Below are 222 nucleotides of genomic sequence, written 5' to 3' on the forward strand. Positions count from 1 at the left end.
ATTAGGATATCCAATTTTAACAGCAGAAATTTGGAAGGGGACGGATTCTAATCCAATTAAACCAGATATGCCTAATGTAAATAATATTTTAGAAGGAAACCAGTTTGCATGGTCGCTGAAAGGGATTGGAGATTTTGAATTCGCAAAAGTAAATTTAAATAAATCAACAGAAGAAATGCAAATTGATCTAAAAGCAGGTGTACCACATAACTACTTTGATAG

General features: G+C 32.4%; 1 pseudogene. It reads left to right on the forward strand.

The window, feature by feature from the left end:
* Positions 1–222, forward strand: a pseudogene (locus tag DPQ31_RS12305) (AraC family transcriptional regulator); the annotation flags it as partial.

Source organism: Bacillus sp. COPE52 (assembly GCF_003355115.1).
GTDB classification, from domain to species: domain Bacteria; phylum Bacillota; class Bacilli; order Bacillales; family Bacillaceae_G; genus Bacillus_A; species Bacillus_A toyonensis.